The sequence below is a fragment of the Vibrio sp. L85 genome, assembly GCF_963871815.1.
In the GTDB taxonomy this organism is placed as follows: Bacteria; Pseudomonadota; Gammaproteobacteria; order Enterobacterales; family Vibrionaceae; genus Vibrio; species Vibrio harveyi.
Map to the genome: position 1 here is coordinate 1 of NZ_CAWMYL010000101.1, position 1,692 is coordinate 1,692.

Annotated in this window: 1 protein-coding gene; it reads left to right on the forward strand. The window is 50.2% G+C overall.

Annotated elements, in window-relative coordinates; all coding sequences use genetic code 11:
- On the forward strand, positions 1-1,692 hold a 1,692-nt coding region (locus tag AACR11_RS09945), incomplete at both ends, for a conjugal transfer protein TraG N-terminal domain-containing protein (protein ID WP_189338771.1).

Consider the following 1,692-nt stretch of genomic DNA (forward strand, 5'->3'; position numbering starts at 1 on the left):
CAAATACACCTGGGATGAACTCTTTGCCGCCCCTGATATCTTTACTTTTCTTGATGGCATTAAGCAAAGTCCACTGCGTGCGCTTTACCTTGACGAAGGCGGCGGTCGAAGCAGCTACAAGCTGTGTGAAGAAGCCTACCCAATAGTAAAACAGCGTTTTAATGCTGCCGCTAACGAAAACGTCACCTTGTTAGCACACCACTTACTCGGTAAAGAAGCCAATCGCTACAAACCCCAAATCGTGCAATCGCTCAAGCGTAGCTACAACAAGTTTTTTGCCATCAGCACCAGCGCCTCCAACACCATCAAACAAAACATGCTGATGAACGAGCTGCGCTACAACCTTGACAGTCTTGATCCCACTCAAGCGGCGCTCAACTACGCCTATACCACCAACAAACTGCAAACCACATCGATGTGGGCGTCACTGGGATTGATGGCGAGGGAATATTTACCCATGCTCCATACCATGCTGTTTATGCTGTTTGCTTGCTTAGGCTTTTTTGTTGCAGGTGCAGCGGTCATTCCTGGCTTAACCATGATGGTGTTGAAAAACTACTTTGGAACGTTTGCCTTTCTGGCGACATGGCCAGCGCTCTTTGCCATCATCAATGGCTTCCAACTGTGGGGGCTAGAATCTCTCTCCACCGATGTCTCCGGTAAATTTGGTGGACTGGTTCTCTCCAATGCCAACGCAGCCGATGAACTTCACAGCCGCTTTGCATGGATGACCGGTATCTTGATGATAGGGGTACCGTTAATCGCCGGGGGAATACTCAAAGGCGGGCAATCGGTCATGTCAAGCATGAACTACCAACTATCAAGCATGATTAACTCAACCAACGCCAGAGCGAGCGCGGCAGCCTCAACCGGTAATTTGGATTTTGGCAGTATGCAAATTGATAACCACAACATGAACAACACCCATGCGAATAAATTTGACACAAACACACTCACCAACCAAGGACACAGCTATACCCAAAATCAAGACGGTTCGGTGACCACACAACACGCCGATGGGCGCACTACCTACGACAGCACACAAACGGTCAGCAGAGGTAATATCTCCACCAATACCTCTGCCATGTTGCAAGAAAGCGTTGCTAATGCCCGAACCCAGACTGAGCAAAACCTAACACAACAAAGCACCCAATTGGGACAAAGTATTCAGGCTGGCGCATCGCTGAGCGACCGCTGGCATGACAGCGTGGGTAAAAACCTCTCTTACGGTGAAGGCAGCTCTAGCGGCTTTAATACCCAAGTCAGTCAGGGCATGAGCAACATGCAAAGCGCCATTGACAATGTCAGCAAGCAAACGGGCTGGACGAAAGACCAATCGCAAGCTTACTTGCAAAGTGCTTATGCCGGTGTGGACGTCAGCATAGGAGGCAAACTTGGACCATTGGGCGGCAGTGCCAACGCTGGCGTGAAATGGTCAGATGAAGAGCGCACCGCCTACAGCAACATGAGTAGTAAGCAAAAGCAGCAGCTTGAGCAAGCGACCAAACAATACACCGATGGCGCCAATGCCATCACCAATGCTGGCACGCAAGTGGATAACAAAGACACGCGCACGTCGGTTGAACAGTTTGCGCATGACTTTGCGATTAACGCCAGCAACACCAAGTCTCTGGGTGCCAGCGTGATGCAAAGCCAGTCAGACTTAAATGCCCTATCGAACACCCTAACCCG